Origin of the sequence: Moritella viscosa, assembly GCF_900120065.1 — a bacterium.
Lineage (GTDB): Bacteria > Pseudomonadota > Gammaproteobacteria > Enterobacterales > Moritellaceae > Moritella > Moritella viscosa.
This window is the reverse complement of the sequence record NZ_FPLG01000082.1, coordinates 1-23,227: the sequence shown is the minus strand read 5'-3', so window position 1 is coordinate 23,227 and position 23,227 is coordinate 1. Positions and strand designations below refer to the sequence as shown.

The window sequence follows — 23,227 nt, the reverse complement described above, 5'->3', positions numbered from 1 at the left end:
ATAAGGAAGCAGCGCCTCATGGCCATAAATTTTTTAGATTTTGAACAGCCGATTGCAGAATTGCAGGCTCAAATAGATGAATTAAAACTTGTGACTAACAATACTGATGATGTTGATCTACAAGATGAAATATTTCGTTTAGAAAAGAAAAATGCAGAACTAACAACAAAAATATTCAGTGATTTGAAACCTTGGGATGTCGCTAAGATGGCTCGTCATCCACAGCGTCCATATACACTTGATTATATCGAACATGTTTTTACTGATTTCGATGAATTGGCAGGTGATCGTGCTTTTTCTGATGATAAAGCAATTGTTGGTGGTACGGCACGTTTAGATGGTATGCCTGTGATGATTATTGGCCAGCAAAAAGGCCGTGATACTAAGGAAAAATTAATACGCAACTTTGGTATGCCGCGTCCAGAAGGTTACCGTAAAGCGTTGCGTTTAATGAAAATGGCAGAAAAATTCAAGATGCCTATCATTACCTTTATTGATACCCCTGGTGCTTACCCTGGTGTCGGTGCTGAAGAGCGTGGTCAAAGTGAAGCGATTGCACGTAATTTAAAAGAAATGGCTGAGCTTACAGTTCCGGTTATTTGTACTGTGATTGGTGAAGGTGGTTCGGGTGGTGCATTAGCGATTGGTGTTGGTGATCGTGTGAATATGCTGCAATACAGTACTTATTCAGTGATCTCTCCTGAAGGTTGTGCGTCAATCTTATGGAAGTCTGCCGATAAAGCCCCTTTAGCAGCTGAAGCAATGGGGATCACTGCTGAGCGACTTAAGAGTTTAGATTTGATTAATACCGTTATCTCAGAACCACTCGGTGGCGCACATAGAGATATGGCTTTAATGGCTTCTAACTTGAAAGAGCGTATTAAAGCGGATCTTGCTGAGCTTACACCGCTTGAGCATGAGACATTGTTAGAACAACGTTATGAGCGTCTAATGTCATTTGGCATGTAAGCGGTTATAACACTAGATTGTTATAAAGATAATCGAATCATATTTATTAAACCGCTGATAGCTTTATTAGCGGTTTTTTTATATCCACCTCTTTTCGGTATATACTGTTTTGGTCTATTCTAACTGTGATGATAACTGTGGTTACTAACGTCGATCTTTTTTCAACATTTCAGCACTCGTTACAATCGTTAACGACAAAACCTATGCAAATTGTACTTGCTTATAGCGGAGGTCTTGATTCTCATGTGTTATTACATTTACTTGCCCGTTATCAGCAATTATATCCTCAGCATGATTACCTTGCGGTGCATGTTCATCACGGTTTAAGCGACAATGCGGATACTTGGTCAGCACATTGTCAGCAAACTGCCGCGGCGTTAGGAATTAATTTTATTGCCGAAAAGGTAGTGCTTGATGTTGGCAGTCGAGAAAGTTTAGAAGCGAAAGCACGCACCGCCCGTTACCAAGCAATCGCGCAGCACTTAAAGAACGCATCATTATTACTACTTGGTCAGCATTTGGATGATCAGCTCGAAACATTTTTATTGCAGCTTAAACGTGGTGCAGGTGTTAAGGGCTTGTCAGCGATGGCTGCGCAGATGCCTTTTTCATTACAAGCAAACTGTCAGATAGTTCGTCCTTTACTGACTCATCCGCAACAAATACTGGTGGATTATGCCAGCCAAGCACAATTATCTTGGGTTGAAGACGAAAGTAATAATGACCAGAGCTATGATCGTAATTTCTTACGTCATCAAATTATTCCCAGTTTGAAACAACGTTGGCCGGGTATCGCTCATGCTGTCCATCGCAGCGCTGAACTCTGTGCCGAGCAACAAGCGTTAACGGATGAAATTGCACAAATGGATCTTGTTACTTGTGAACATTATTTAGTCGGGTTAAAAATTGTTGAATTAGATAAACTATCAAAAATTCGCCGTAATAATGTCATCCGTTTTTGGCTTTCTCGTCAACAGTTACCTATGCCAAGCCGACACCATTTAGATAAATTGTGGCTGGAGGTGGTGAATGCCGCTGATGATGCTAATCCACAACTGAGCTGGCAGGCGGGCGAGTTTCGCCGTTATCAAGGTGTGCTTTATAATCAGCAGAAATATGCAGAGCTAAAAGACGTAGTGATAGTGCTTGAACATCAAAAATCTCAGCGTATTGTGTTACCGGACAATATTGGCTTCTTGTTTTTACAAGACACGACACAAGACAAGAGTGGCGTTGATAGCGGTAATACAATTGATGACGATACCAGTGCGATTTGTTTGAAAGCTCCACTCGCACATGAAAAAGTAACTATTCGTTTTCGCGGTGAGGGTAAATGTCACCCTATTGGACGTAGTGGTTCGCGCAGTATTAAGAAGTTATATCAAGAATATCAGGTGGCACCTTGGTTACGTGATCGTATCCCATTAGTCTATTATGGAGATGTGCTTGTGTGCGCTGTTGGACTCTGGATATGCAAGGGCTATGCAGCGAAGGCTGGCTTGTGTTGGCATGTCACCCGCTAACGAGTGATAGCAGATACTGATAATCATTTATGTTAGAAATAAAAAAGCAGATGAACTAATCTCATCTGCTTTTATTTCTATCCGTATCTTATATTGAACTGGTTATTGAGCTTCAACTTCTTTTTTGACCTGCTGGTGACCTTGTTCTAAGTGTACGAAGTCAATATCGTCATTACCGTTAACCGTATAAGCTTGACCAAATCCTTTCACATAACGACCTATTTGTGGTTCGATACGAAATAGACGGAAATCACTTAAACCGCTTAAGTTAGTTATAATTTCACCAAAACGAGCCTCTAGTGCTGGGATTGCTTGTGACCAAGATTCGCTTTCTCGGGCAATAACTTCTGCATTAGCCTTATATGTAAGACGGTGACGAGCAAAAATTTGTTTCGAATTTAGTTCATCTTCTAATAGCATGAATGATAGATTTTTATTCACCAATAGATTTTGCGTATGCTCTGCAACTTCACTGATTAAAATGTAATAGCCATCCTCTAAGCGCACAAATGGTGCATAGCTGATATGTGGAAATCCATCTGCGCTTAATGTTGATAAAATTAAAGTTTGACGCTCTTCTCTAAACTCTGCAATTTTTGGCTGTAAGCGATTTTCTAAGCGTTCTTGTTTGTTCATCATAATGACCTTAGCGTCTGTGATTGATGTTTAATTAGTTACGATAGCGATAGTTTCGTCGCTTATTGTTTGCGTTGACAGTGCATGAAAACGTGTTATTTGTTCTGGTATAACTTGCCCATCTTTATCACGACCGAGATAAATCTTAAATACGCTATTACCATCATGGTCAAAGAACTGTACATAGTAGCTTAGTTTACCTTGAACTTTACGTGTGAGTAGGGCTATTGCAGATACATTTTCAAGTTTTAAGTGGCCTTGTAAACCAACACTATCGTGCGATAAATTGTAATAACCGTAGGCATTTCTTCCTTTCGGGAAAGGTGCTTTGACTTCAAATACAAAACCAGATACTTCAATAATACAAGTCACTTTTCCCCAGTTAGCAATATCGCTTAATAAGCGTTGTGCTTGTTCTGCAGGCAGCATATTAACTTCTTGCTCTGGTAATGCTTGGATCACCTGTAATTCACTGCAATTAAGCTTAAGCGCGATTTCAATGCTTCTTAATCGAGGTTGGTCAGCCATTAACTGACGAATTTCATTGCGAATTGTATTTTCTTGCATACTGTTTAGCCTTATAGCTACCTATCATTAACCTAATAGTAGTAGGTTAATACAAATGTAATGATAATGCAACCAATTCGCATTTGCATTATCTTGGTTTGTTATTTAAACTGTCGGGAAAATTTTGGTTAAATTAACACTGGGTTGGAATTAAGATGCATAAGGTTTTGATTAGCGTTTGTTGTTTATTATTGTCATTCGGTAGTGTTGCTGGGGAACGTATTATTAGTGCTGGCGCAGGTGTTACTGAGCTATTAATCGCTTTGGATAAACAAGATGATTTGGTTGCGGTCGATTTGACTAGTCGCTACCCAGCCGTATCAAAATTACCTGTTATTGGTTATCACCGTCAATTGTCTGCTGAAGGGGTATTATCATTAGCACCAGATATACTGATTGGTAGTAGTGAAATGGGGCCACAATCAACGCTTGATCAGTTAGTGCAAAGTGGTGTTGAGGTGATGGTGTTACCGACTGAAACAACAACGAAAAACCTACTTGATACTATTACCTTACTTGGTGAAAAATTAGGTAGAAAATCAGAAGCTAAGCAATTAACTACCAAACTTAATCATGATATTAATCAGTTAGAAGCAAATCAACATAAAATTAAAACACCAAAAAAAATGCTGTTCTTATTGTTGAATGACAAAGGTACTTACACTGCAGCAGGCAGCAATACCACTGCACACTCGGTGATGACATTAGCTGGTGCTACTAATCCAGCTGCTGCGCTTAATTCTTATCAAGCGTTATCAGCGGAATCATTTTTGGCCATGGCACCAGAAAGTATTTTGGTAAGTGGCCGTCATTGGAAGAAATACCAGGATATCGATACCTTAATTGCAGAGATGCCATTATTAGCGCAAACACCTGCGGGTCGTAACAATGCTATTTATGTCATTGATGGTCGTGCCCTCGTGGGTGGCTTGGGCATTAATAGTATTGAACAAGCAAAACAGCTACAACGTAAGTTATACCCAGGCTTAGCTGCAAATTTAGATTAATTAAGGGCGTATATGTTTGTTAATAGCCGTTGGCCATTATTGTTACCGAGTTTGGTTTTATTTTGTCTTGCTTCTATGGTGGTGTTATCTGTATCTGTTGGACCAATGGCTATCTCGTTTGCCGACAGTATTAAAGCATTATTGGTGAATTGGGTGAATTGGCAATCGCCAGTAAGTACTCAAAATGCCATTGTTGTGAGCCATATTCGCTTGCCTCGCACACTACTTTGTTTATCCATTGGCGGTATATTGGGACTCACTGGTGCTGTGATGCAAGGTGTGTTTCGTAATCCGTTAGCTGATCCTGGTATTATTGGGGTAAGCAGTGGTGCGGCACTAGGTGCTGGTTTAGGTATTGTTATTTTTGCTGATTTGATGGTTGATTTACCTGATTGGTTACAATTGAGTACTGTGTCTTTTTTTGCATTTACCTTTGCTTTAGCAGTTTGTTTACTGGTCTACAAACTAGGGACAAGTAGCCAAGGCAGTTCTGTGGTGGTGATGTTACTTGCGGGTGTGGCAATCAGTGCAATCGCTGGCGCGGGGATGGGCATGCTCACGTATATTGCTGATGATCAAAGCCTGCGTGATTTGAGTTTGTGGCAAATGGGCTCAATGGCGGGCAGTAATTGGATCAGTATTACTATCAGTAGTATTACCCTCGTATTTTTGTTGGTTATATTTATGTCATCAGCGAAAGCATTGAATATTTTATTGCTGGGGGATGCGGAAGCGATACACCTTGGTATCGATATTGTACGTATAAAACGTCGGTTAATATTTTGCTGCGCAATAGGGCTTGGGGTTGCAGTATCAATCGCTGGTATGATTGGGTTTATTGGTTTGATTATTCCGCATATGGTTCGCTTGTTAGTGGGGCCGAACCATCAGCGTTTATTACCATTATCGGCGATGCTAGGGGCTCTGTTATTATTACTTGCCGATATTTTAGCGCGTACCGTCATGGCACCTAGTGAAGTACCTGTTGGTATTATAACTGCATTATTAGGCAGTCCTTTCTTTATTATTTTATTACTCCAACAGCGTTCTAAATTAGGGATATAGTCTGATGTTAAACGTGACAAAATCGGTACTACATTGTCAGCAGCTTAATTATAATATTGCTGGTAAATGTATTTTTAATGATCTCAATTTGACGTTAGATGAAGGGGAGTTTTTGGCTGTTCTTGGTCCTAATGGTGCTGGTAAAAGTTCATTATTTAAAGCTATCACCGGAGAGTTAAAACCCACATCGGGGACGATTTTTTTAAACGGTGAAGTACGGAACAATATTAATCGGAGTGAGGTAGCCAAGATGCTGGCGGTATTACCACAAAGTGCCAGCTTAAGTTTCTCATTTCAAGTGATCGATGTGGTACTGATGGGTGGATTGCAGGCTGACAGTGGTCAAGCTAAAGTACAAGAACTCGCTGATACAATATTACGTGAACAAGACATCGAGCATTTAAGAACCCGAGCTTACCCGACATTATCGGGTGGTGAAAAGCAGCGTGTACACTTTGCGCGAGTACTGTTGCAGTTAGCTGTGGGTAATAAGAACAAACCGCAGCTATTATTATTGGATGAGCCTACAGCCGCGTTGGATATAAATTATCAACATCAATTATTAAAGAGTGCTAAGCATTTAGCGCAGACGGGAGTGGCTGTGGTTGCGGTATTACATGATCTTAATTTGGCAGCCAAGTATGCTGACCGGATCATCTTATTGAAAGAAGGTAATATCTGTGCCAATGGCAGCGCAGAGCAGGTAGTGACCACTGATAATATCCGTGATGTTTATGGCTATGAAAGTACGGTGATTAATAACGCCGAGTTTTCACACCCAATTGTGATGTGATGTTGTTTGTTTCTATTTTTGGGATGACAACCTACTATCCAATAAGTAATAGGTGTTAGAATGTTATCATGAACCCAAAGTGTAATGAAGACATGACGAATAGTGAGCGTTGTACGAGTCAACATAGTATGAATAAACACTGTTCGAGTAATAAAATAATTAGTCATGAAGAGCAAGCGGCGATTACTCGTGTGATAGCCCACGCGGGGCAATTATTACAGGCGTATAACGCTGAAAGCCGGCTCATTGAACAAACCACTGAGCGCCTTGGCATGGCGTTCGGTTTAGACAGTGTTGAAATAGCACTTACCTCCAAAGCCATTATTCTTACTTCTCGATCTAAAGACCAATGTGTTACTACAACGCGCACCATGAAATCCCATGGTATTGATATGGGGATTGTCTGTGAAGTACAGCGAATTTGTATTCTTGCAGAAAAGCAAATTTATGACGTCGAGAAGGTAAAGCAACGTTTAAATAATTTAGCTGTACCGAAATACAATTCAGTCATAGTTGCGTGTTTTGTGGCGTTATCTTGTGCTTGCTTCAGTCACTTATTTGGTGGCGATAGCATTGTATTTATTGCTACTTGGTTAACAAGTTTTATTTCGATGCGAATTCGCCAATGGCTAACCCTGCTACATCATAATTTACTCACGGTATTTTTTATTACCGCATTCACTGCTACTTTTGTAGGCAGTTTTGCGAGTGCTTTTGATTGGGGGAATAAACCCGAATTGATTATGGTAACTAGCGTATTGCAGCTAGTCCCTGGTTTCCCATTAATTAATGCAGTATCAGATATGGTGAAAGGGCACGTGACTATCGGTATGGCAAGATGGATGACGGCGACCTTGTTAACACTTGCTTCAACACTTGGTATTGTATTGGCTGTGCAGTTAGCGCAATTGGGGGGCTGGTTATGAGTGAGTTATTGCTCATGCTGGTGGATGATGCAGTGTTTGCAGGTATCGCTGCATTTGGTTTTGCGTTGTTATTTAATGTACCTCGGCAAGCATTATTGGCGTGTGTACTATTCGCTGCCAGTGCGCATGCGGCGCGCACGTTACTATTACATGTAAATGTGCCTATTGAGTGGGCATCATTTATTGCCGCTACCTTGATGGGATTGGCTACAGTACCTTGGTCTCGAAAAGTAGTTATTCCCCGACCCGTGGTGACGGTTGCTGCGGTGATCCCAATGATCCCTGGGGTTTACGCTTACAAAACCATGACCGGGTTGATGACGTTACACCATCAAGGCTATAGTATGGAATTACAACAGCAAGTTGTTGAAAATGGTTTACTGACGCTTTTTATTTTAATTGGCTTAAGCTTTGGTCTGGCGATCGCGCCTGTGCTGGTGTACCGTAACAAACCTATAGTTTGATTAAGGAGTTGTTGTGATTGTTTCCATGATTGCCGCATTGGCAAATAACCGTGTAATTGGTTTAGATAATAAGATGCCGTGGCATTTACCTGCTGAGTTACAACTGTTTAAACGTGCGACGTTAGGTAAACCTATCGTGATGGGACGTAATACCTTTGAATCAATTGGTCGCCCATTACCGGGTCGTTTAAACATCGTATTAAGTCGACAAACAGATTATAAGCCTGAAGGTGTTACTGTTGTAGCTACGCTAGATGATGCTATCGTAGCCGCGGGTGATGTTGAAGAGTTAATGATCATCGGGGGAGCTACGATTTATAACCAATGCTTAGCCTCTGCCGACCGTTTATATTTGACGCATATTGAATTAACAACAGAAGGGGATACTTGGTTCCCTGACTATGAGCTGTACAACTGGCAAGAAATTGAGCATGAGAATTATGTGGCAGATGATAAAAACCCGTATGATTACCGTTTTAGTTTACTTGAACGAGTGAAGTAGTTATTAGCTGACGAATAGAATGACGCAGACTGAATTAGAAAATAAAATGCCGCGCTAGTGATAGCGCGGCATTTTTTATCGTTAATTTTTACCATTAACTTAGTTCGTGCTGGTGGCTATTACGCCATTGTATCTAAGCTAGACTCGAATTCGTCGAATTGAGCGTGGATACTTTCATCTTCTTGTTTACCAATCAGTGAAATGATAACAATAGCTAGAGAAGCAAAGATGATGCCCGGTACGATCTCATAGAGGTCAAAAATACCGCCACTTAATTGTTTCCATACAACGACTGTAATTGCACCAATAATAATACCTGCAAGCGCGCCATTACGTGTCATACCACGCCAGTATAGCGAGATGATTAATGCTGGACCAAATGCAGCACCAAAACCAGCCCATGCGTAAGATACTAAGCCAAGTACTGAACTGTCAGGGTTAAGGGCAAGCAATAAGGCAATAATAGATAGACCAACCACACCAAAACGACCAACAGTAACAAGCTCTTCACTTGTTGCTTGTGGACGAATTAGCTGCTTGTAGAAATCTTCAGCTAAAGCAGATGATGATACAAGTAGTTGTGAATCGGCGGTACTCATGATCGCCGCTAAGATTGCAGCAAGTAAAATACCCGCAATAACAGGGTGGAAGATGCTGTTCACTAATAACATGAAGATCGTTTCAGCATCAGCGATAGTGATGTTGTTAGAACTTGCGTAAACCAAACCCACTAGACCTACTAGCATTGCACCAAACATAGACAATGATGTCCAAACAACAGCAATGCGGCGTGCTTTAACAAGGTCTTTATTACTACGTGTTGCTTTGAAACGCGCAAGAATATGTGGCTGACCGAAATAACCTAGGCCCCAAGCAGCTAATGATATGATTGCAATTGCACTCAGGTCTTCGCCTTTGCTGTTTTGCCATATTGTCAGTAGTTCCGGATTAATTTCTGTCATAGCAGATGCCAGATCGCTAAAGCTTCCATCCATCGCGCTGAGTGGCACGACTAATAGTGCAGCTGACATCAATAGACCTTGTACTAAATCAGTCCAAGAGACAGCAAGGAAACCACCGAATAACGTATAGGAAACCACACACACAGTACCCAGAATAACCGCGTATTGATAATCGAGACCAAATACTGTTTCAAATAATTTACCGCCAGCAACTAAGCCTGAACTTGTATAGAACAAGAAGAACATTAGGATAAAGAATGCTGAACAAATTTGAATAGCCTTTGAATTGTCTTTAAAACGACGAGATAGGAATTCAGGTAAGGTTATTGATTTGGTTACGATACTGTAAGTACGTAAACGTTTTGCACAAATCAGCCAGTTAAGCCAAGTACCAATTAATAAACCACCTGCTAACCAGATTGCTTCCATACCAGCAGCGTACGCGTAACCTGGTAAGCCAAGTAGTAACCAACCACTCATATCAGAAGCACCTGCAGATAGGGCCGCAGGCCAAGGGCCTAAATTACGGCCACCTAAAAAGTAGTCTGTTGAACTCTTGGTTTGTCTATAAGCATACACACCGATACCAAGCATAACAGCAAGATAAACAAGGAATGTAGCTGTAATAATGAAATTATTTTCAATCATGTATATAAGCCTTAGTTGTAAAGTTTTTATTTTTTTGTTTTTTATTGTTATAGCTAAGCTTAACCAAACCACGTCAATTTACATGTTTTCGGTAACATTGATATGGGCTAGCTAAAATTAGGGTGCAGTATATACGAACAATTAAGTCATTACTTAACATTAGGGCAACACTGTGATAACCCGCTTATTTTTTAGTATTGCTTTAGTCAATTATGTCGTATGAATTATGCACGGAACTGAAAAAACTGCCTTATCTTCCCAGCGTAACATGGTAAGGCTGTTTCCCCACACGCATCCAGTATCAAGTGTTGTTGCATTTTCATGGCTGCAACTCCCTTCTAATGCAGCCCAATGACCAAAAATAACATGGGCACCATCAAGGTGAGTTCCAGCTACTTCATACCAAGGTATATGCTGTTGGTTATTATTTGTCGTCGGTGAATGCTTGTTGTGAAACTCCAGCTGTCCATCAGGTGCACAAAAACGCATACGGGTAAATGCATTAATAATAAAGCGCAGACGATCGAAACCTTGTAATTCTTCTCGCCAATAATCAGGTTGAGCACCGTACATGTTTTCGAGTAATGCTTGGTAGTCATCGCCACGCAATTTCATATTAACCTCTTCAGCATAATGCTTTGCTTGCTGCTGGGTCCATTGTGGACTGATACCTGCGTGCACCATTATTATGTTGAAGACATCATGATATGCAAGTAGTGGTTGCTGACGTAACCATAATAGCAATTCATCTTTGTCTTCGGCAGCAAAGATCGCTTGAGTTTTATCCCTAGAGTTTAGCTTAGCTAATCCTGCGTCAATTGCGAGTAAATGTAAGTCATGATTGCCAAGTACTGTGACCGCAGCAGGGCCAAGTTGTTTAACAAAACGCAGTGTTTCTAATGATTTAGGGCCGCGGGCAACAAGATCCCCTGTTAACCAAAGTTTATCTTGGCGTGGATCAAAATTAGCTTGCTGTAACAAATGCTGAAGGTCGTCGAAACAACCTTGAATATCACCAACAAAATAAGTTGCCATGTATAAGTTACCTTTCTAGCTAAGCGTGATGAAGTATGCGCGTTAATGTATTTAATTGATCAGTGTAAAAGATTAGGTGTGACTAGACGAAATGGTTCAATAGTAATCACCACTAATTCACTGGCATTGAGTTGTAGTTCGATCTTTCCCTGAACGATACTCAATGGAGAATGGGTAATTATATCATTGCTATAGCAAAAATCTTGCTGTGAAGAGATAAGATAATCATTATTTTGAAAAGGATTATTTAATTCGGTTATAGCACCATCACCATCAGTTAATAATAATTGGATACTTGATACGCTAACAGGCTGGTTTAATGGATTGGTTAATGTAATGCTATAAGCAAAGAAGTACCTGTGTTGTGCTGGTACTGATACTTCTTCGAGATATTCGGTATCAATAATAAGGGTGAATGAATCTGCGACACTTATCATTGATACCGACCGTCTTAATCCGCTGCTTGTAGTGGATTGTCTGTTACGAAGTTTGCCAAGGTAACATAATTTTCTAAGGTTAAGTTCTCTGGACGTAAAGATACATTAATACCTAAAGACTCAATGTCTTCAACCGAAATTACTTTTTTCAAGCTATTACGAATTGTTTTACGACGTTGATTAAAGGCACTTGTCACTACGTGGTTAAGTACTTTTAAGCTTTTCGCTGGATGCGGTAATACAGTATGTGGTTCTAAACGAACAACCGCTGAATCGACTTTTGGTGCAGGTCGAAATGCTTCAGGGCCCACTTCAAGTACTGGTGTTACATTACAGTAGTATTGCGTCATTACTGTTAAGCGGCCATAACTTTTAGTGTTATGGCTAGCGGCTAAACGTTGTACAACTTCTTTTTGTAACATGAAGTGCATATCTTGGATATCTTCATGGAACTCAAATAAGTGGAACATTAACGGCGTTGAAATATTGTAAGGTAAATTACCAAAAATACGCATTTTCGTGTTCGGTTTGATTAACTGATTAAAATCAAAACGCATTGCGTCGGCTTGGTTAATGTCTAACTTTTTAGATAGTACCGGGTGTTGTTCTAGGCGTTCAGCAAGATCTCTATCAAGCTCAACGACTGTCATCTTATCGAGACAAGCTGATACAGGCTCGGTTAATGCGCCTAAACCGGGACCAATTTCAATTAGGTTTTCACCTTTTTGCGGATTAATCGATGCAACAATTTGACCAATTACATATGCATCATGTAAAAAGTTTTGACCAAAACGTTTTTTCGCGGTGTGACCTAAATGGACCTTGTCGTTCATGCGTTTTTCTCTACCATTTCTATTGCTTGGTTTACTGCTGTAAACATACTGCCGGCGTCGGCTGTTCCAGTACCTGCAAGTTCAATTGCAGTACCGTGATCAACTGATGTTCGGATAAAAGGTAAGCCCAGGGTAATATTTACTGAGCTGCCAAAACCAACCGATTTTAATACCGGTAATCCTTGGTCGTGATACATTGCTAATATAACATCGGCATCGTTAAGATACTTAGGTTGGAACAAGGTATCTGCAGGGAGGGGGCCTGTTAAATCCATACCCTCATCGCGAAGTTTCATTAATGTCGGAGAGATAATTTCAATTTCCTCTCGACCTAGATGTCCATCTTCGCCTGCATGCGGATTGAGTCCGCATACATAAATCTTTGGTCGTTCAATACCAAATTTTGTTTTCATTTCGGCATGAATAATACGAATGATATTACTCAATCGTTCTTCTGTAATAGCTTTTGCAACGTAGGCTAATGGGATATGAGTAGTCACTAACGCCACACGTAATCCAGTGGTTGCAAGTAGCATCACTACATCGGCTGTTTCTGATTGCTGAGCAAAAAATTCAGTGTGACCACTAAAAGACACACCTGCTTTATTAATGATGCCTTTATTGACTGGTCCTGTTACAACTGCGCTAAACTCTGCTGACATGTTTTTTTCACATGCGAATTGCAGCGTATCTAATACGTAGCGGCCATTCGTTTCATCAAGCTTACCTGGTTCTGCAGGTACAGCCATTTGCATTGGTGCGATAGTTAGCGTGCCAGCTCGTTGTGGTTGTGCTGGTATACTTGGATTATATTCAATTAGTTCAATCGTTTTGCCAAGTATTTTTGCTCGAGATAAAATGAGTTCTGGATCTGCGCAAAGTACGAGCTCTACCGGCCAGTCTTGCTTCGTTAATTCCAGAACAAGATCTGGACCAATGCCAGCAGGCTCACCCGGAGTGATTGCTATTCGATGAGTCACATTTTCACCTGTTACGATTCATTATCTAAAATACGAATATAAGCTTCTTGTTTTAATTCATTTAACCAAGCTTGGCTTTCTTCAGCTGCACGACGATTATACAACAGTTGCCATGCTTTTTGGCGATTTGCTTTATCTGTCGTATCTTGTGTACGTCTATCAAGTAGTTGCACTATGTGCCAGCCATGACTAGAACGAAATGCAGGGCTAATTTCACCTTTCTTCAAGTCTTTTAGCGCTAATTTAAATGCCGGTACATAGATATTTGGATCTGCCCAGCCTAGTTCACCGCCTTTGACTGCAGAACCTGGATCATCTGAATAGGCTTTCGCGAGTTCAGCAAAGTCCGCATCACCTGATTTAATACGGGCTAAATAACCATTTAATAATGATTTCGCTTTGTCATCACTTAAAATTACCGATGGTTTAACCAAGATATGACGTGCATTGACTTCTTTCGTTAGTACCGTTTCTACACCTCGCATATCAGTAATTTTGATGATATGTAACCCAGCACCACTGCGGATAGGACCTATGATGTCACCTTTTTTGGCATTGGTTACTGCTTCTGCGAATAATGTCGGCATTTCATTGATATTCATCCAGCCCCAATCGCCTCCATCAAGTGCTTTTGGACCTGCAGAGACAGCTAAAGCGAGATTTGAAAATTCTTTTCCTGCATTTAGCTGTGTTTGTATATCGGTAATTTTAGTTTGTAATGCTTCCATCGTCGCGTTATCAGCGTCGTTAGGGACGCGTAGCATGATATGACTTACACGATATTGTAGATTTTTCTGACCCTGCTCGTTGATGATCGCAAGTAAGTTATCAACGTCTTGATCCGAAATAGTGATACGACGACGCATTTGCATGCGCTGCACTTCGTTGGTTAATAGCTGAACACGTAGTTCTTCTTTATAGTCGTTAAAATTACCACCATCAGCAAGAACGTTTTGACGTAGTTGTTCAACGGTTTGGTTATTACTTTTAGCAATATTATTTAACGTATCATCGAGCTGAGCATTGCTAATGCGCATGCCCATTTTTTTTGCCATTTGTAATTGCAGGCTATCAATGATGAGTTTATCTAACGCTTGCTGGGTCAGTATCTTTTGCGATGGTAAAGTCTGGCCGGCTTTTGTCGCTCGTTTTGTTACCGAGCTTGTTAATGCGTTGACATCACTCGCTAAAATAACTTCTTCATTAACAATCGCAATCACTTCATCGAGCTTAGTTAGCTCGGCCTGAGCTTGCCAACTCGTTACAACTATGACTCCGGATAATAGAATCTTAATTACTTTTTTAATCACTTTATGAATTCCTATTCAATATCGACTATAACTGAGACAGCAGTAGGCTGAAAACTATCAATTTTTACCACGGGAAAGTATGAGGATTGTGTAGTTCGCTGAAAACCGAGGTGAAAAAGTATGCGGAAGTATACCTTGTCAGGCTTTCAATGCAATCTTCATGATCTGTTAATCCCTTTTTGACTGATAACGGCGGGTTAATTATCGCCATTATCGTGCCTAAGTGTATTTCTCAATTCGTTTATAAACTATGTTTATTCACGTAACTGGAACGGTTGACCGTATGTAAATAAACTTGAAGTACCTATGTGATTCATATCAGTCCCAATACCACCCAAACCTTTTAGCTCAAACATGAGTGTTGGACCACGATCATACTCTGTTTTATTGGTACTAATATTATGATTCTTTAGGCGATAACCATAATCAAGACGAATTGCCCAACAGCAAGATTCATATTTAATACCAACAAAAGCGTCTTGGGTTATTTTATTTTCAACATCGTAGTAATAACTTGCGCCCATGTCCCATTGATTATTGATTGGTAAGATATATTTTGAACCAACTTGGTTGATTGTCGAATTAACTCGGCTATTTGCATCTTCTAGTATAGAGGCTGTATCTTCAATGTAACGGTAATTAAATTGCACGCGCTGACCAAGATCAAAACGGTATTCAATGGCAGCGTCGGCACGACGTACTAGCGCATCATCGAGAGCATATTCAATACTGTTATTGAAGAATAGATTATCGTTAATTTTAACATCGGTCTCCATTACGATACTTGATGTCGTCACTTCAGTGTTATCAGCCTTTGCCTTCGCTTCAGGAGCTATCCCAACTTGACTATCACCAAAGTAAACGATTTGCCCAAGTGAAAATCGGAATCGCTCACTGCCTATTTTATCGAATACTCGACTTGTTAAACCAACAGTAACTTGATTGGTGTCGGCAATACGATCTAAACCGCTATAAATACGGTCACGGTATAAACCGAGAAAATCTTGTTGAATAGTCGATGAGTCATAAATACCGATATTATCTTGGTTTTTATACGGGATATAGAGGTATTGAACTTGGGGCTCTAAAGTTTGAGTGAATGCATTACCAAACCAAGATGTAGAACGTTCAAAATTTAAACCTGCGTGTAACCTTGCGGTCGGTATCACACGTACCACTTCTTCTTCTAACTCACCTTTGTAGCCATTTACAAAATTGCCATTATCGGAATCACTGAATGTTTGACTGTAGTAAGTCATTGGTAATTTAAATTCGGCAACAGCGAAACCTGCAGGACGTTTATATGGGAAACTAATAGTCGGTTCTATATGGGTTCTGATGCCCTTATACATTTTACTGTTAGAATGAGTAAAATTCGTTATTTCACTATAAACTGACAGTTCAATTGGATTATTATCGAATTGTTGGTAACCCGTAAAGGAGATCTTCGGTAATACTTTATGCGGTGTTGATGCTGTAGAATTACTTAAAATTTGAAAATCACGGACTTCAAATTGTGATGACGTCATATCTGTATTATAAGTCAAGGCTGCAGTTCTAAGTAGTGTATTACTGTCTCGAGCACCAGCTGATGCATTAAGATCAGAAAAGTAATTGTTATCACTTACTTGTGTGTAGCTAGCATTGAAGTTTAAATTGTCATTAAAATTACCGTTGTGGCTCCAATGGTAGAGTGTTCGGTCAGTATTGGTTTTCTTATCGTTAGCAAGATATTCAACGTTTATCTTACCGCTTTGTCCATCAATTAAATAACGGAATTTATTTGTTAAGTAGATACCTCGCTCAGACATGTAAGTCGGAACAATTTCCATGTCGTAATTTGGAGCGATATTCCAATAGATTGGTTGTGAAAAGGTGATGCCATTTTCTAATGAATTTTCAAATGACGGAAACAGTAAACCTGTTCTACGCTTATCTGTGGTTGGATAAGTAAAATATGGCATATAGAAAATGGGCACGTCTTTAAAGTACAGCGTTGCGTTATAAGCTTCCGCAGACTCATCTATATTATCAATGTCGATAGAGGAAGCACGTAATACCCAGCTATTGTCACCAAAGGGACACTCGCTATAAGAAGAGCGTTGCATTAAAATATTATCACCGCTATTGGTAATATAAACTTTCTTTGCTTCACCATTACCGGCTTGGCCATGTAGTAAATAATTTACGTATGTTAGTTCGGCATCTTTAGTGTCTAAGTTTGCTTTTAAAGCGCGACCATTAATTGTCGATGTGCTGTCTTCTAATACAACATTGCCTTCGGCTGTTAAAATATTGGTTAACTGGTATAGAATAATTTCATCAGCGGATAACTCTCGATTACCTTGAGTAAAGTTCACATCACCGGTAAAAATAGCTTTGTTACCTTGGATTACTTTTGCATCATTTGATAATAGTTGGATCTCGTTAGCAGCTTTAGTATCTGCGAGTGGAGGCTTTATCGCAGGCACATAAGGATAGCATTGTTTAAATAAGCTTAATTCAGACGGCGTTGTTGAGTCGTCAAGAATACTTGAAGTACCATCCGCATTAGTAATAATTGTAGCTGCGCTAGCTGAGAATACGACACCGCTGAGTGTTGAAAATAAGGTGAGAAGGCGCATTTTAACAATCCATTTTGTCATCGATAATTTCATTAAAATTAAAAAATAGTTGGATATAATAATCCATATTACAGCGATAGACCATTTAATGGCTGGTTTTATCCCGTAAACCTGTAAAAAGATGATGAGATTGATTGATTTGTTACATTTTAAACAGCCATAATACAATTCTTATATAAATATATGTCATTTTTGCTTGGTAGCTACTTTTATGAATATGTTGTTTTACATTTTATTATCCGCAATTGGTTATAAGTTTGGTGGATTTTTTGGTGCGATTTTTATGATCTGGGTTGGTTCGATATTAAAGCGCCAATTTGGATCTCAACTTGGTATTGATACACGACCTGCGGCACATAAACGTCAGGATATTTTTTTACATACGTCATTTTCGGTGATGGGGCACATGGCAAAAGCGGACGGCCACGTAACCGAAGCTGAAATTCATGTCGCGACGCAGCTAATGGACCGAATGAAACTGACAGGTGAAACTCGTCGTGCAGCTCAAGTATCATTCAATCAGGGTAAGGAAGCTGATTTCCCGTTAGAGCAAACGGTTCGAGATTTTCGCCGTGTCAGTGTGTTACGTCGAGATCTGATTAAAATGTTCCTGGAGATACAAATTCAGGCTGCTTTTGCCGATCTTGAATTGTCCACAGCAGAGCGCGATATCCTTCATCGTATCGGTGCGATCTTGGGTGTGACGACTCAGGATATGGATAATTTATTACGCATGATGGAAGCGGAGTTACGTTCGCACCGCCATGGCAGTAAAGTAAGCCGTGAAGAAGCATTAACTAACGCCTATCAGCAATTAGGTGTGAGGGCTGAGGATGACGACAAAGTAATTAAGCGTGCTTATCGTAAATTAATGAATGAACATCATCCGGATAAATTGGTATCAAAAGGTTTACCAGAAGAAATGATGATTATTGCTAAAGAGAAAGCCCAAGATATCCAAGGTGCTTATGACGTAGTAAAAGAATCGAGAAAAATGCGTTAATACCAGCCGAGCTTAACCAACCAGCCATAAATTATTTGGCTGGTTGCGATCTGAGTCTCTATTTGACCCTGTAAACCGATCACTTCAGTTTGTCTGTACTTATCTGTGTTAATTCGCTTTGCAGCTATCCGTCTTAATTTTGCTTCATTAATTATCGCCAAACTATCCGTTTGCGCATACAAATCTAAAATAGGTGCTTTTAGTTGGTGCATTTGGCTAATGAGTTGAGATGCTAACGTTGGGGTGGCGCTATGTGCACTAAGTAGCACAATCGCATCGACGTAAACATCTTTATTTTTTATCAGTACGTTTATCATTGCTTGGCAATTGGCGCCCTGAATGATAAGTAGGCGCTTACCACTTTTACTTACTATCTTGTCTTGTAAGGTGAGTAATTGCGCTTGTAAACGTTGCTCTGCTTGCTCTGATTTTAAGGTTTGACTTAATGGCGATATAGAATAGGTGTGTAATCCCCTATCACTAAGCTGATAGCGCAGTGTTTGGATAATATTGGGATTATTGGCTGAAGTATAGGTATCGGCAAAAATCCAACTTGTACCTGTGACTTTTGCTGTCGTTTGTTCAAGCCATAGAGTCAGAAAGCGATCTTCTTTATCACCTAACCAAGCAACTTCGCTTGTATTACTGTATTTAGTTAAGTCTTGATCAAATACGCGTTGTTGAGAAATCGGGAAGGCGATTGTTGGCTTATTAGTCTCATTTTTGTCTTCATTTTCTTCAGCATTATTCTCTTCAGCGTATATTTGTAGCGACAAAGTGGATAAAAGTAATAATAAAAGCGCTTTAAGCATTCATGATTCCTAAAATAAAGAATTATTCTAATTAATTGGAAAAGGTGGATTGACCTTAAATGTAATTTTTTTTGATGTTAGGGGATGTTCAATTTCTAACATAGCGGCATGCAGTTGTAAATGTTCTGCACTGGCAATGCCTTGTGTCGATGCATATAACTCATCCCCCAAGATTGGTGTGCCTAATGCTAACATATGCACGCGTAGTTGGTGGGAGCGGCCTGTCACAGGTTTGAGCAATACAGTAGCGCTAGCTTGTTGATTGTTATCGTCATGTGCTTTTTGTTTTGCAATTATCTGCCAATGCGTCAGTGCTGGTTTTCCTTCAACGAAATCAACAAGTTGTCTTGGTCTATTTGGCCAGTCACAGCGTAATGGTAAATCAATGCTGCCAGACTCAGCTGTTGGGATACCTTCTAAACGAGCATAGTAATATTTTGCGGTTGAACGTTGTTGAAATTGTCTGCTGATATGGCTTTGCGCAGATTTAGTCAATGCCATTAAGATCACACCTGAAGTGCACATGTCTAAACGGTGCACAATTGTCGCAGCGGGAAATAATTCTTGCACCCGACTCGCAATACTTTCGGTATGTTCGGGTAATCGCCCAGGAACGCTCAGTAATCCACTTGGTTTATTTAATACAATAATAGCCTCGTCTTGATAAATAATATTTAATCGAGGGTGTTGCGGCGGAGCATAAATAAAATCGGGCATAGGGTATATACAATATAGTGAATAATTTAGAAGGTAAGCTTTAAATTACCGCTTGTTAATAATAAAAAGTAATAACAAAGGGGCTAACCGAAATTAGCACCTTTGTTGTTGGTCATTATAATGTGCTTTTATTTAGCTCGGTGTAACGACTATAAAGCGTACCGCATCTAGTTTAAGCTGAGCATTATTAATGTGTGTTGTGAGTTCTGCTGTTTGTTTTTCAATAAATGCCAGTTCTTCATCACGTACATTAGGGTTAATCTTTTGCAGTGCTTGTAGACGTTCTAATTCTATCGTCATATTTTTTTGCATAACATCAAGCGCAGCGCTGGTAATAGCTTGCTTTTGTGCTTCTGCAACACTCGTCGATTTACCAATAAGATCATGGATAATCGTTTGAGATGCCGAAACCAGTTTCGTTGCTACATGGCGGTTAATCGCATTAAGTTGACGATTGAAACTATCAAAGTCTACTTTTACGGCTAAATTATTACTGTTTTTATCCAGTAACAAACGAATTGGTGTTGCTGGCAAGAAACGATTAATTTGACAATAAGGTGGTGCTGATGTTTCAACCACATAAAGTAGTTCTAATAAAATAGTGCCAGCAGGTAGCGCTGGATTTTTTAACAGTGAAACAGCTGTAGAACCTGTATCAGACGTCATGATTAATTCAATACATGCGCGTATTAATGGGTGTTCCCAAGTAAGGAAATGTACGTCGTCACGCGATAATGCGGTCTCACGATCGAAGGTAACTGTAATGCCGTCTTCAGATAGATGTGGCAAACTTGGTACTAACATCTGATCTGTCGGTTTTAATATCAACATATTCTCGCCACGATCTTCTTGGTTTATACCAATAACATCGAATAAGCGTATCGCAAAAATAGGTAGCGTAGGGCTATCATCATTGGCTTTTAATTGCGCGATAATATCGTCTGATTTACCTAAACCGTTAGAATTTAGTTCCAGTAAACGATCTCGGCCACTTTCCATTTTTGCTTTTAATACATCGTATTGATTGCGTGTATCAGTGATCAATGCATTTGTTGCAGCCACATCAATTTCTTTTGCGGCTAGTTGAGTCAGTAATTCATCTTTTACTTCTGCAAAAATATCGCCACCGATAGGGCAAGTATGCTCAAACGCATTTAGGCCATTCTGATACCAGTTTTGTAATACATCCTGTGCGGTATTCGTAAAGAAAGGTACGTGAATACTGATGTCATTTTTCTGACCGATGCGATCTAAACGACCAATTCGTTGCTCAAGTAAATCTGGGTTTAATGGTAAATCAAATAATACAAGGTGTTGTGCAAATTGGAAGTTACGACCTTCAGAACCAATTTCAGAACAAAGTAAAACTTGTGCCCCTGCTTCTTCTTGAGCGAAGTAAGCGCCCGCTTTATCACGCTCGATAATAGACATACCTTCATGGAATACTGTTCCACGAATACCTTCACTCACGCGTAGCGACTCTTCGATTGACATTGCTGTTTCGGCATTTGCTGCAATGACTAATACTTTTTCATTTTTATTGGCAAGTAAGAAGTTTTGTAACCATTCAACACGTGGGTCAAAACTACACCAAGATGCGTCTTTTCCTTCGAATTCTAAGAAGATTTCTTCTGGGTATAGACCACGACGCGCAGCTTCCGCATAACTTGCTGAGCCATTCATCATTTGTGCGACTTTTAATGACGTTTTATATTGGTCTGGTAGTGCTAAAGGAATTGGCTGATAGTGACGAATCGGGAAACCTTTGATTGCAGAGCGTGTATTACGGAATAATAAACGACCTGTGCCATGGCGATCCAATAATTGATTGATTATTGATTGTTTAGCCTGCTGTGCTTCATTTGAATCTGGCGATGCTTGAATTAAAGTCAACTTGTCTGATATATCAGCTTCACTTAATAGTTTAGTTAATGATGCTGAGGTGTCCGGGGATACGACTGGTGAATCTAATAGTTCTTGTGCTGCTTTTGCAATAATAGAATAATTATTTTCTTCAGTAACGAATGCGGCATAATCATAGAAACGGTTTGGATCTAATAAGCGTAAACGTGCAAAGTGACTTTCATGACCAAGTTGATCCGGTGTTGCTGTTAGTAATAGTACGCCAGGCGACTTTTGCGCTAATGATTCTACAACTTGGTATTCACGACTTGGTTCTGTTTCACTCCATTTAAGGTGATGCGCTTCATCAACAACCAACAAATCCCAATCGGAGCCCACTGCTTGTTCAAAACGACGACGTTTTTTACGTAAGAAGTCCAGACTACATAAGATTAGTTGTTCAGTTTCGAATGGATTATCTGCTTCAGCGAGCGATTCGATGCAACGCTCTTCATCAAAAATACTAAAGTGTAGATTGAAACGACGCATCATTTCCACTAACCATTGGTGTTGTAATGTTTCTGGTACCAGAATTAACACACGATTGGCAAGTCCTGCGGTTAGTTGTTGGTGGATGATCAAACCCGCTTCAATGGTTTTACCTAAACCCACTTCATCGGCAAGTAAAACACGAGGAGCATGACGTTGGCCCACTTCGGTTGCAATATGTAATTGATGTGGTATCAGACTGACACGTGGCCCTTGAATCCCATTTAATGCAGATTGTTGTTGAGAAAACTGGTGCTGTAATGTTTGATGGCGTAATACAAATCGATCCATACGGTCGATTTGGCCTGCAAATAGGCGATCTTGTGGTTTATTAAATTTAATGAAGTTGTTTAGGAATGTTTCACGTAAGGAAACTTCTTCACCAGAGTCTTGATGAATACCTATATAAGTAATGATACCTGAGCTTTCAGTTACTTCAGTAACAGTTAAGCTCCAGTCTTCATGAGAGAGTACCTGATCACCGACATTAAACATGACTCGAGTGATCGGCGCTTCGTTACGAGCATATAAACGGTTCTCACCACTTGCAGGAAATAATAGCGTTAACATTCTGCCTTCTATGGCAACTATTGTTCCTAATCCTAATTCTGATTCCGTATCGCTGATCCAGCGCTGACCAAGTTGGAAGGGCATGTATGTTCAAACTCCAAAACCGTAAAAAGGGCGCATGTTACCTAAACCAGAGAGTTAGGTCACGTATAAAGGTAAATTAAATAATAGTTTAAATTGACCTTGTGAGTAAATTCTACCTATATAAGTAAATAAAATATAAAAATTGAATAAGTAACACTCTAAACTATGATAATGACGTTAATCATTTGTTGAAAAGAGCATGCTTAAGCGAAGTGCTGCTTGTTTTTAATTTGTTTTGTTTGAATTGTGTTCGGTTTTTAAGGTTTATCTTTAAAATAGAATGAAATGTATAAAATCACTTGCCAATGGAGCCCTATTATCTATAATGCATCCCACTGACACGGCAATGGCCGCTCAGTATGCTCTTTA

General features: G+C 39.8%; 21 protein-coding genes. 9 read left to right on the top strand and 12 right to left on the bottom strand.

All coding sequences use genetic code 11. The annotated features are described in order from the left end of the window. The first annotated feature begins 18 nt into the window (after positions 1 to 18). Both accA and tilS read left to right on the top strand, forming a co-directional pair. Complete coding sequence (gene accA / locus BT797_RS10840; protein WP_045111808.1) at positions 19 to 969, top strand: acetyl-CoA carboxylase carboxyl transferase subunit alpha; 951 nt, start codon at positions 19 to 21, stop codon at positions 967 to 969. A gap of 128 nt (positions 970 to 1,097) precedes the next feature. Next, positions 1,098 to 2,492, top strand: a complete 1,395-nt coding sequence (gene tilS / locus BT797_RS10835; protein WP_082293695.1) for a tRNA lysidine(34) synthetase TilS — start codon at positions 1,098 to 1,100, stop codon at positions 2,490 to 2,492. 102 nt (positions 2,493 to 2,594) lie between these two features. Here the strand turns inward: tilS and hutZ are convergent, their stop codons facing one another. Then, positions 2,595 to 3,128, bottom strand: a complete 534-nt coding sequence (gene hutZ / locus BT797_RS10830; protein WP_045111807.1) for a heme utilization protein HutZ — start codon at positions 3,126 to 3,128, stop codon at positions 2,595 to 2,597. Positions 3,129 to 3,158: 30 nt separating this feature from the next. After that, the gene (hutX, locus tag BT797_RS10825; RefSeq protein WP_075472066.1) at positions 3,159 to 3,695 is read right to left on the bottom strand and encodes a heme utilization cystosolic carrier protein HutX; all 537 of its coding nucleotides are present in this window, start codon (positions 3,693 to 3,695) and stop codon (positions 3,159 to 3,161) included. A 155-nt stretch (positions 3,696 to 3,850) separates the two neighbouring features. Here hutX and BT797_RS10820 point away from each other — a divergent pair, with 155 nt between their 5' ends. The 6 genes from BT797_RS10820 to folA all read left to right on the top strand — a co-directional run bounded on the left by BT797_RS10820 (position 3,851) and on the right by folA (position 8,452). Further along, the gene (locus BT797_RS10820; protein ID WP_075472064.1) at positions 3,851 to 4,702 is read left to right on the top strand and encodes a heme/hemin ABC transporter substrate-binding protein; all 852 of its coding nucleotides are present in this window, start codon (positions 3,851 to 3,853) and stop codon (positions 4,700 to 4,702) included. Positions 4,703 to 4,714: 12 nt separating this feature from the next. After that, positions 4,715 to 5,767 carry a FecCD family ABC transporter permease gene (locus BT797_RS10815; protein ID WP_075472063.1) on the top strand — a complete coding sequence of 351 codons (1,053 nt, stop codon included), beginning with the start codon at positions 4,715 to 4,717 and terminating at the stop codon, positions 5,765 to 5,767. 4 nt (positions 5,768 to 5,771) lie between these two features. Beyond that, positions 5,772 to 6,560 carry a heme ABC transporter ATP-binding protein gene (locus tag BT797_RS10810; protein WP_075472061.1) on the top strand — a complete coding sequence of 263 codons (789 nt, stop codon included), beginning with the start codon at positions 5,772 to 5,774 and terminating at the stop codon, positions 6,558 to 6,560. Between the two features lie 68 nt (positions 6,561 to 6,628). Beyond that, entirely contained in the window at positions 6,629 to 7,486 is an 858-nt protein-coding gene (locus BT797_RS10805; protein WP_052678393.1) for a threonine/serine exporter family protein, read from the top strand. Further along, positions 7,483 to 7,950 carry a threonine/serine exporter family protein gene (locus BT797_RS10800; protein WP_045111802.1) on the top strand — a complete coding sequence of 156 codons (468 nt, stop codon included), beginning with the start codon at positions 7,483 to 7,485 and terminating at the stop codon, positions 7,948 to 7,950. Before BT797_RS10805 ends, BT797_RS10800 begins: the two co-directional genes overlap by 4 nt. A gap of 13 nt (positions 7,951 to 7,963) precedes the next feature. Next, the gene (gene folA / locus BT797_RS10795; protein WP_045111801.1) at positions 7,964 to 8,452 is read left to right on the top strand and encodes a type 3 dihydrofolate reductase; all 489 of its coding nucleotides are present in this window, start codon (positions 7,964 to 7,966) and stop codon (positions 8,450 to 8,452) included. 119 nt (positions 8,453 to 8,571) lie between these two features. Here folA and putP read toward each other — a convergent pair whose 3' ends face one another. The 7 genes from putP to lptD form a co-directional block, all read right to left on the bottom strand. Continuing rightward, on the bottom strand, positions 8,572 to 10,062 hold the full coding sequence (putP, locus tag BT797_RS10790; RefSeq protein ID WP_075472059.1) for a sodium/proline symporter PutP: 1,491 nt from the start codon (positions 10,060 to 10,062) through the stop codon (positions 8,572 to 8,574). A gap of 210 nt (positions 10,063 to 10,272) precedes the next feature. Next, positions 10,273 to 11,097 carry a symmetrical bis(5'-nucleosyl)-tetraphosphatase gene (locus tag BT797_RS10785; protein WP_075472057.1) on the bottom strand — a complete coding sequence of 275 codons (825 nt, stop codon included), beginning with the start codon at positions 11,095 to 11,097 and terminating at the stop codon, positions 10,273 to 10,275. Between the two features lie 59 nt (positions 11,098 to 11,156). After that, positions 11,157 to 11,534 (bottom strand): Co(2+)/Mg(2+) efflux protein ApaG, encoded by a 378-nt coding sequence (locus BT797_RS10780; protein ID WP_045111798.1) that lies wholly within the window; start codon positions 11,532 to 11,534, stop codon positions 11,157 to 11,159. Between the two features lie 14 nt (positions 11,535 to 11,548). Beyond that, positions 11,549 to 12,367, bottom strand: coding sequence for a 16S rRNA (adenine(1518)-N(6)/adenine(1519)-N(6))-dimethyltransferase RsmA (rsmA, locus tag BT797_RS10775; RefSeq protein ID WP_045111797.1), 819 nt, complete (start codon positions 12,365 to 12,367; stop codon positions 11,549 to 11,551). After that, positions 12,364 to 13,347, bottom strand: a complete 984-nt coding sequence (gene pdxA / locus BT797_RS10770) for a 4-hydroxythreonine-4-phosphate dehydrogenase PdxA (RefSeq protein ID WP_045111796.1) — start codon at positions 13,345 to 13,347, stop codon at positions 12,364 to 12,366. The genes rsmA and pdxA overlap by 4 nt, the downstream gene beginning before the upstream one ends. Positions 13,348 to 13,358: 11 nt before the next feature. Then, positions 13,359 to 14,657 (bottom strand): peptidylprolyl isomerase SurA, encoded by a 1,299-nt coding sequence (gene surA / locus BT797_RS10765; protein WP_075472056.1) that lies wholly within the window; start codon positions 14,655 to 14,657, stop codon positions 13,359 to 13,361. A 254-nt stretch (positions 14,658 to 14,911) separates the two neighbouring features. Beyond that, positions 14,912 to 17,302: an LPS assembly protein LptD gene (gene lptD, locus BT797_RS10760; protein WP_244534173.1), complete on the bottom strand. Its 2,391-nt coding sequence runs from the start codon at positions 17,300 to 17,302 to the stop codon at positions 14,912 to 14,914. Between the two features lie 190 nt (positions 17,303 to 17,492). Between lptD and djlA the strand changes: the two genes are divergently transcribed. Beyond that, positions 17,493 to 18,284, top strand: a complete 792-nt coding sequence (djlA, locus tag BT797_RS10755) for a co-chaperone DjlA (protein WP_045111793.1) — start codon at positions 17,493 to 17,495, stop codon at positions 18,282 to 18,284. Here the strand turns inward: djlA and BT797_RS10750 are convergent. The 3 genes from BT797_RS10750 to rapA form a co-directional block, all read right to left on the bottom strand. Then, positions 18,281 to 19,096 carry a DUF3530 family protein gene (locus BT797_RS10750; RefSeq protein WP_075472054.1) on the bottom strand — a complete coding sequence of 272 codons (816 nt, stop codon included), beginning with the start codon at positions 19,094 to 19,096 and terminating at the stop codon, positions 18,281 to 18,283. The two genes, djlA and BT797_RS10750, sit on opposite strands and share 4 nt — an antisense overlap. A gap of 27 nt (positions 19,097 to 19,123) precedes the next feature. Continuing rightward, a complete protein-coding gene (locus BT797_RS10745) occupies positions 19,124 to 19,813 on the bottom strand; it encodes a pseudouridine synthase (RefSeq protein ID WP_075472052.1) in 690 nt (229 codons plus the stop codon). Between the two features lie 132 nt (positions 19,814 to 19,945). Then, entirely contained in the window at positions 19,946 to 22,858 is a 2,913-nt protein-coding gene (gene rapA / locus BT797_RS10740) for an RNA polymerase-associated protein RapA (RefSeq protein WP_075472050.1), read from the bottom strand. Positions 22,859 to 23,227 lie beyond the last annotated feature (369 nt).

Excerpts from the sequence above, each read along its gene's own strand:
- accA (WP_045111808.1), top strand. The coding sequence starts at position 19 with ATGGCCATAAATTTTTTAGATTTTGAACAGCCGATTGCAGAATTGCAG.
- tilS (WP_082293695.1), top strand. The coding sequence starts at position 1,098 with ATGATAACTGTGGTTACTAACGTCGATCTTTTTTCAACATTTCAGCAC.
- hutZ (WP_045111807.1), bottom strand. The coding sequence starts at position 3,128 with ATGAACAAACAAGAACGCTTAGAAAATCGCTTACAGCCAAAAATTGCA.
- hutX (WP_075472066.1), bottom strand. The coding sequence starts at position 3,695 with ATGCAAGAAAATACAATTCGCAATGAAATTCGTCAGTTAATGGCTGAC.
- BT797_RS10820 (WP_075472064.1), top strand. The coding sequence starts at position 3,851 with ATGCATAAGGTTTTGATTAGCGTTTGTTGTTTATTATTGTCATTCGGT.
- BT797_RS10815 (WP_075472063.1), top strand. The coding sequence starts at position 4,715 with ATGTTTGTTAATAGCCGTTGGCCATTATTGTTACCGAGTTTGGTTTTA.
- BT797_RS10810 (WP_075472061.1), top strand. The coding sequence starts at position 5,772 with ATGTTAAACGTGACAAAATCGGTACTACATTGTCAGCAGCTTAATTAT.
- BT797_RS10805 (WP_052678393.1), top strand. The coding sequence starts at position 6,629 with ATGAACCCAAAGTGTAATGAAGACATGACGAATAGTGAGCGTTGTACG.
- BT797_RS10800 (WP_045111802.1), top strand. The coding sequence starts at position 7,483 with ATGAGTGAGTTATTGCTCATGCTGGTGGATGATGCAGTGTTTGCAGGT.
- putP (WP_075472059.1), bottom strand. The coding sequence starts at position 10,062 with ATGATTGAAAATAATTTCATTATTACAGCTACATTCCTTGTTTATCTT.
- BT797_RS10785 (WP_075472057.1), bottom strand. The coding sequence starts at position 11,097 with ATGGCAACTTATTTTGTTGGTGATATTCAAGGTTGTTTCGACGACCTT.
- BT797_RS10780 (WP_045111798.1), bottom strand. The coding sequence starts at position 11,534 with ATGATAAGTGTCGCAGATTCATTCACCCTTATTATTGATACCGAATAT.
- rsmA (WP_045111797.1), bottom strand. The coding sequence starts at position 12,367 with ATGAACGACAAGGTCCATTTAGGTCACACCGCGAAAAAACGTTTTGGT.
- lptD (WP_244534173.1), bottom strand. The coding sequence starts at position 17,302 with ATGACAAAATGGATTGTTAAAATGCGCCTTCTCACCTTATTTTCAACA.
- djlA (WP_045111793.1), top strand. The coding sequence starts at position 17,493 with ATGAATATGTTGTTTTACATTTTATTATCCGCAATTGGTTATAAGTTT.
- BT797_RS10750 (WP_075472054.1), bottom strand. The coding sequence starts at position 19,096 with ATGCTTAAAGCGCTTTTATTATTACTTTTATCCACTTTGTCGCTACAA.
- BT797_RS10745 (WP_075472052.1), bottom strand. The coding sequence starts at position 19,813 with ATGCCCGATTTTATTTATGCTCCGCCGCAACACCCTCGATTAAATATT.
- rapA (WP_075472050.1), bottom strand. The coding sequence starts at position 22,858 with ATGCCCTTCCAACTTGGTCAGCGCTGGATCAGCGATACGGAATCAGAA.